This is a genomic window from uncultured Caballeronia sp. (assembly GCF_964243625.1).
GTDB lineage: Bacteria > Pseudomonadota > Gammaproteobacteria > Burkholderiales > Burkholderiaceae > Caballeronia.
In genome coordinates this window covers 1-6,270 of record NZ_CAXTGZ010000365.1, presented here as the reverse complement: position 1 = coordinate 6,270, position 6,270 = coordinate 1, and the positions used below count along the sequence as shown (strand labels likewise).

Annotated in this window: 5 protein-coding genes; 2 read left to right on the top strand and 3 right to left on the bottom strand. The window is 59.1% G+C overall.

Annotated features, from left to right (window positions below; genetic code table 11):
- The first annotated feature begins 179 nt into the window (after positions 1-179).
- The gene (locus tag ACFFAR_RS21795; protein WP_375508447.1) at positions 180-515 is read left to right on the top strand and encodes a DoxX family protein; all 336 of its coding nucleotides are present in this window, start codon (positions 180-182) and stop codon (positions 513-515) included.
- Positions 516-636: 121 nt separating this feature from the next.
- Here ACFFAR_RS21795 and ACFFAR_RS21790 read toward each other — a convergent pair whose 3' ends face one another.
- Positions 637-1,218 (bottom strand): TetR/AcrR family transcriptional regulator, encoded by a 582-nt coding sequence (locus tag ACFFAR_RS21790; protein ID WP_075360117.1) that lies wholly within the window; start codon positions 1,216-1,218, stop codon positions 637-639.
- A 121-nt stretch (positions 1,219-1,339) separates the two neighbouring features.
- Here ACFFAR_RS21790 and ACFFAR_RS21785 point away from each other — a divergent pair, with 121 nt between their 5' ends.
- Entirely contained in the window at positions 1,340-2,749 is a 1,410-nt protein-coding gene (locus ACFFAR_RS21785; protein WP_174364017.1) for an amidase family protein, read from the top strand.
- Positions 2,750-3,356: 607 nt separating this feature from the next.
- Here ACFFAR_RS21785 and ACFFAR_RS21780 read toward each other — a convergent pair.
- Positions 3,357-5,702 (bottom strand): SDR family oxidoreductase, encoded by a 2,346-nt coding sequence (locus ACFFAR_RS21780; RefSeq protein WP_174364018.1) that lies wholly within the window; start codon positions 5,700-5,702, stop codon positions 3,357-3,359.
- Between the two features lie 38 nt (positions 5,703-5,740).
- Positions 5,741-6,270: ShlB/FhaC/HecB family hemolysin secretion/activation protein (locus tag ACFFAR_RS21775; RefSeq protein ID WP_375508446.1), on the bottom strand; the 530-nt coding region annotated here is incomplete at its 5' end.

The following is a 6,270-nucleotide window of genomic DNA, read 5'->3' as shown; positions in this document are numbered from 1 at the left end:
TTATGGCCGCTCGACGATGCTCGCAAATCGCTTGGCCCGTTTGCTGACGCACTGGCGCTCGACCAGACGATAAGCGGCCAGCATGCCCGGCGCGTTCTTGCGTGGGAACCCCACGGCCCAAGCCTGATTACGGACCTTTCCGCACAGACGCATTTTCAGCAAAGCACCGGAGCATGACGATGGCGTTGAATTTCCAGTCGATTCTCGCGACGATCGCAGCGGTTCTGTTCGCGGTTGCCGGGGTGGTCAATCTCGCGGGGCTCGGCGCGGTGAAGCGCGACTTCGCACAATGGGGTTACCCGGCATGGTTTCCGTTGCTGTGTGGCGCTCTCGAACTGCTCAGTGCAACACTTCTTCCTGGACGGCAAACCAGGGTTTTAGGCCTGACGCTGGCCGGTGCGATCATGATCGGTGCGCTCTTCACGTTGCTACGAAATCGGGAGCCGTTCCGGCATCTCGCCCCGGCGCTGGTCTTTTCGGCTCTCATTGTGGTCACTGCGGCGGTCCACGATTGAGGCTCTCTCGCTAAATGGAACGCGGCCAGTCTCGATTCAACTTGCGGTTTCAAGGTAATAGCAGACGCTTAATTACGGTCGATGTGACGCGTCCAGCGGAGACCAATTCCGCATGCCTCTTTTATGCCGGGATCAGTCCTGCCTCGCGATAACTGTTTATCAAGGCATCGAAGAGGGCGATATCGGAACGGCCACGCGCCATTAATTGCGCGCCTGAAACTGCAGCAAAAATCGCCCGTGCACGATTTTCGGCGTCTTGGGCGCCAACCATCGCGCCCGCCACGATGACCCTTTTAAGCCACGCGACGTTCACTTCAGTGAATGCCCGCACTTCGGCCCTCACGCCCTCGGGGAGATCGTCGTACTCGGCCGTCATGAAGCTGCAAAGACAAATGCGGTTGTCGCTTTCCAACGATTTACGAAACGTATTCGGGTATCTGCGCAAACACTCGGCAGGAGCAGGGGTCTCGATCAAGAAGGCTTCCAGCGTAGCCGCCGAGTCTTCCCAGTAAAGTCTGGCCACCGCGGCGGCAAGGTCCGCCTTACTGGAGAAATGGTAATAAAGGCTAGCGGCCTTGATACCCAGATCATCGGCAAGCGCACGCATGTTCAGTCCGCCAAAGCCGTGGGCCTGCGCAATTCTGGTCGCAGCAACAAGAATCTTGTCGCTGGAACTCGGGCTTGTGCTCGGCTGGTTCTTCATAAATCCCTGCGGTGAAAGAAGTGTTGACGACGACAAGTATAGCGTCTATCGTCTACCTAACAAACGTTAGTTAGTTTTATTTGACGCCGTATGACCGCTTCCCAACCCAAGAGGCTGCTCTATGAAAAACGACTTATTCTTTCAAGATGCGACAGCGCTGGCCGAACTTATCCGCACCAATGAAGTTTCGCCGGTCGAAGTCATGCAGGCGCACCTTGACCGTATTGCCGCCGTGAACCCGAAAGTGAACGCGATAGTGACGGTAGCGGACGAAGCGCTGAAGATTGCAAAGGCCGCCGAAGCCGCGGTCCTGGCCGGAGATGAACTGGGTCCGCTGCATGGCGTCCCCTTCACCGTCAAAGATTCGATCGACACGGCTGGCGTGTTGACCCAGCGCGGATCGCCCATCTTCAAAGATCGCCGCCCGGATACCGATGCAACCAGTGTCGCGCGCATGAAAAAAGCGGGCGGTATCCTGCTCGCAAAAACGAATCTTCCCGAGTTTTCCTACTGGATCGAGAGTGACAATCTGCTGTCCGGTCGTTCGAATAACCCGTGGGATTTGACCCGCACGCCAGGTGGCTCGAGCGGCGGCGAATCGGCGGCAATCGCCTCAGGGATGTCTCCGATTGGACTAGGGACAGACCTCGCTATTTCTGTGCGTGGCCCGGCGGCACAGACCGGCATCACTTCCATGAAAGCTACGCATGGCCGTGTGCCGATGACAGGTATTTGGCCCCGTGCACCACGTCGATTCTGGCATGTCGGCCCGATGGCCCGCTCGGTGCGTGACATCGCGCTGGCGTTTTCGATATTGAGCGGACCAGACGGCAAGGATGCGTTTGCGAGCAGCACGGTCCAATTCGATGCGGGTATGGGTCGCGCCCCGGCTTGTCCCTTACGCGTAGGCTGGATGGTCGGCCCTGGCTTCGGGCCCGTCGATCCAGAGGTTTCGGCGACGGTTAAGGCAGCCGCCGACGCACTAAAGGATCAAGGCGTTTTCGTAGAACCCGTCGGTATCCCTGCACTCGAACGCGATTTTGCGCTCGACGTATTCAACAAGCTCCATGTGATGGAAATGAAGCCCGCCTTTGCGGCCGCCACGGCAGGCCGCAGCCAGGATGAAATCTACAAGATGGCCAAGACGATGCTCTCATTGCCTGATACGTCGATGCAGGACTTTATCGAGGCTGAGCAGGCAGCCGAGCGACTGCGCGATGGCTATGCCGACTATTTCACCCGATACGACGCGCTGATCACCCATGTGCTGCCGATCTCAGCTCACAAACATGGCGTCGAAAGCTTCGTCATCGACGGCCAGACGGTAGATGCCACCTACCTGCAAGGCGCAACGGTGCCGCTGAACGTAACTGGCTTGCCGGGCTTGGCGATGCGGTTCGGTACAAGCAAGGAAGGGATGCCAATCAACGTGCAGGTCGTCGGCGCGTGGCAAGCGGAATCCACCATTCTCCACGTCGCCTCCCTGCTCGAAGCGGTGAGCCCGGTACGCAGTCTTCATCCGGCGCTTTGATCTTGAAGGCCTTCGCGAACCATCAGTCCCTGAGGGACACCGAATACGAAGGAGGCATGCTCGCATGCAATGCAGATGCATTTGTCGCACGATGTTTTCTAATAGCGGGCACGTCTGTTCTCGCTAAATACGGATGTTGCTTGGTGTGCAAGGGAAGTCGACACTAAAGACGAGACAAGGGGTCGTTTGGCAAGAGTGCGCGAAGGTCTGCAATACCTTGAAAACGGCCGTTCGATGCGCGGTCCTTCAAAGGTCGATTGGGGGTCGGGTATGGCCGATCGTCCGTAGGGCAGAGCCCGGCCACGAGCGGACAATCGACACCAAACTCTGGATCGCTGACAATTGTCGCTAGAGATTAGATGTCGTTCGTACCCCCAGGCCGGACTCGTGCTGGTCGCCAACGCAAACCACGTCCTCAAGCGTGTCGATAAGGCAGACCGGAACAAAAACCTCGCCGCGCACTCGGATCCAGACTTGCCTCTGGCGGACCATCTCGTCGAAGCGATTTCAACGTTCGTGCACAGCCGAGCGGTGAGCCGACCATAGGCGAATCGATCGAATCATCCGTCGGTGCCAAGTCGACCGTGAAGTCCAAATACGCTTAGCTTTACGCAACAAATCTGACGATGCCGCCGTCCACTCGTAGCGCGGCACCGGTAGTGGCCGAAGCCTGCTCTGAACAGACGTACACAACCATATTTGCAACCTCTTCTGTGGTTGCGAATCGGTTGATGAGCGATGTGGGACGCGTTGTTTTCAGAAATTGCTGCTCGGCGGCTTCTTGGGTGATGCCTTGGCTCTCGGCCCCGGATTTCATCCAGTTCGACATGATTTCGGAGCGCGTCGGGCCTGGAAGGACTGAATTTACCGTTACACCTGTTCCACCGACCGTTTCCGCAACTCCTCTGGAAATTGCAAGTTGCGCCGTCTTTGTCATACCGTAGTCGATCATTTCCTTTGGTATGGCCAGTGCGGACTCGCTGCTGATGAACACAACTCGTCCCCACCCTCGCTTCACCATTTTCGGTAGGTAATGGCGAGTCATCCTTACACCACTCAAGACGTTGATCTGGAACAGGTCGAGCCAATCATCATCGGTGAGCTCGTCAAAGGGCTTGGGCTTTGCCGTGCCCAGGTTATTGATCAAAATGTCGGCGCCTTCCACTTGCTCGAAAAAAGATGCTGCGCCTTTAGCTGTGGCCAAGTCGGCGACGACGCCATCGATATCGGACTCGGGAAATAGCTGACGTATCTCCTGAACAGCTTTGCTAACCCGTTCTTCGCCTCGGCCGTTTATCACGACAGACGCTCCAGCGCGCGCCAGCCCCTCGACAATCGCTCGACCGATACCGGCGGTAGAGCCCGTTACGATATCGATATTGAGCGAGCCTTGCGAGGACACCACGCCGCTGCGGTTATCGAGTGCGCCCACCGTCAGGTTCAACGGTGCCTGACTCGCAATCGAGCCGTGCTGATTGGTAAGCGTCCCGCCAACACGCACATCGAGCGAGGGCGCGTCCAGCGTTGCGTTGGTGTGCAGCACGTCGCCTGCAACGGCGAGCGTGGCGACCTTGCCCGCGTGAATCGAGCCGTTCGACAGATCACCGTTCGCGGCTTGCACCAGTGCGTTCTGCCCACCCTGAATCGTGCCGCTGTTGTGCAACACACCCGACGCAATGACGCTCATGCTGCCTGCCGCGTTCACGGTGCCATCGGTCGCGATACCGCCCGCCAACGTGCCGCTATTCGCCACGCTTTGGCCCGTGCCGCCAAGATTCGTTCTGGCCGTGACGGTGCCCACATTCGTGAGCGCTTGGGTCGCGATGAGCGCGACATTGCCATCGCTTGCTACCGTCCCCGCGTTAGTAATCGACGTGGCACTGACCTGCGCATTGTTCGCAGCGAGCAACGCACCCTTGGGCGTAATCGTGACGTCACCGTTGCTCGCCACCTGGATATCGCCGGTGAGCGAATTAAGCGTGCCGCCGAGGTTCACACCCAGGCCGAGTTCCGTGCCCACCAGCCGCACCGCGTTGTTGCCGTACATGCTGCCGAGCGCCGACACATCGATAGCGACCACCGGCCGTGCACCGGTTCCAGGAATCGGTGTGGCACCGCCATCGGTGTAGTTCACCTGATTCGTGCCTGCCGTTGCGTTCAGTTGCTGCGCCCAGATCTGGCCGTTGATCTCCATTGCACGCGCTATCAGATCACTTTGACTGGCACCACGCGTGTCGAGCCCCTGACCGTCAATCGTGATTGCGCCTTGCATGACATCGAGGCGGCTCAACGCGCCATTGGCGTCCAGCACAGGCACGCCCGTGGTGAGCGTCACGCGCGGCGCGGCTATGAAACCGCAGCCATTGCAATAAATCCCCGCCGGATTGGCGATGACGACATTGGCCGCGCGGCCTGCGACTTCGGTCATGCCAAGCAGTTGCGAGCGATTGCCGCTGGTGACTTCGTTCAGGATGGTCCGCGCGCTCTGGTTGCCCATGAACGGGTTGCCCTGCACCCAGCCTGCGGTTTGCGTCTGGCTGTTCTGGCCGCTGTTGTTTAAAACCAGACCCTTTTGTCCAACGTTGTAATCCGTGTACTTGTTATGGCTCGTGCCGACCGCATTCGGGGCCACGATGTTGACCACGGGAACGCCGTTTCCAGCCACGCTCACCACCGGATGCGCACCGCTTGCGTTGCGATCGGGTGTGACGGGCAGCGTGGCCTGCGCGTGCGCTACATCGACCAGAAGCGGTTGCAGACCGAACAGGCAGAGCGCGGCGAAGGTGGACTTGCGAGTGGCGAACCACGGCGTGTCAGACGATTCATGCGCACTGGCCGGAGCACTCCGATCACCCGCCGCTTCGGCTTTGCCCTGTGCGCTCACGAACTCGGCAACCGCCATCATCATGCCGTGCAGACCACTGAACACTAACCGGAAACGACCCTGATTCATGCTTCTCTCTCTTGTTGTTGCTATTGTTTTTATGCGTGCTAGAACAGCGTGCTCGCCTGGAACATCAGCGCCGGGCCGCCCGGAAAACCTCGAGGCTTGACCACTGGCCAGCCGAGCGTGACCTCGAAATCGATCGCGGCATAAATGCTCGCGGGAACATGGCCACGCAAGCCCAGCGCGGCGCCCATCAAGGTTTGCCCCAGCAGATACTGCACATTGGGGCCGCTCACCCGTCCCGCATCGAATGCGACGAACGGCATCTGTCCCGCGAAACTCAGCCCGAGTTCGTTGCGCCAGACCCAACCGCTTTCGGCGGCAAGCGTCGTCTGACCGTCGAAGCCGCGCACCGTGTACGGGGAGCCGATGGTCAGGTCATCGTTCGGAATCAGGGGCGTATAAGCGTGCTGCCAGTTGAACTGGCCGCTGTACCGCAGCGTCTGGTTCGCAACAGTGAACGGAATCGTGGCCTGCACATTGCCGCTCAGAATCTTTGTCTTGCCGTTCCAGTCGGGTTCGCCGATTACCGTGCCAGGCAGCTTGGTCATGCCCAGGAGCGTTTGCCGCCAAG

Excerpts from the sequence above, each read along its gene's own strand:
- ACFFAR_RS21795 (WP_375508447.1), top strand. The coding sequence starts at position 180 with ATGGCGTTGAATTTCCAGTCGATTCTCGCGACGATCGCAGCGGTTCTG.
- ACFFAR_RS21790 (WP_075360117.1), bottom strand. The coding sequence starts at position 1,218 with ATGAAGAACCAGCCGAGCACAAGCCCGAGTTCCAGCGACAAGATTCTT.
- ACFFAR_RS21785 (WP_174364017.1), top strand. The coding sequence starts at position 1,340 with ATGAAAAACGACTTATTCTTTCAAGATGCGACAGCGCTGGCCGAACTT.
- ACFFAR_RS21780 (WP_174364018.1), bottom strand. The coding sequence starts at position 5,702 with ATGAATCAGGGTCGTTTCCGGTTAGTGTTCAGTGGTCTGCACGGCATG.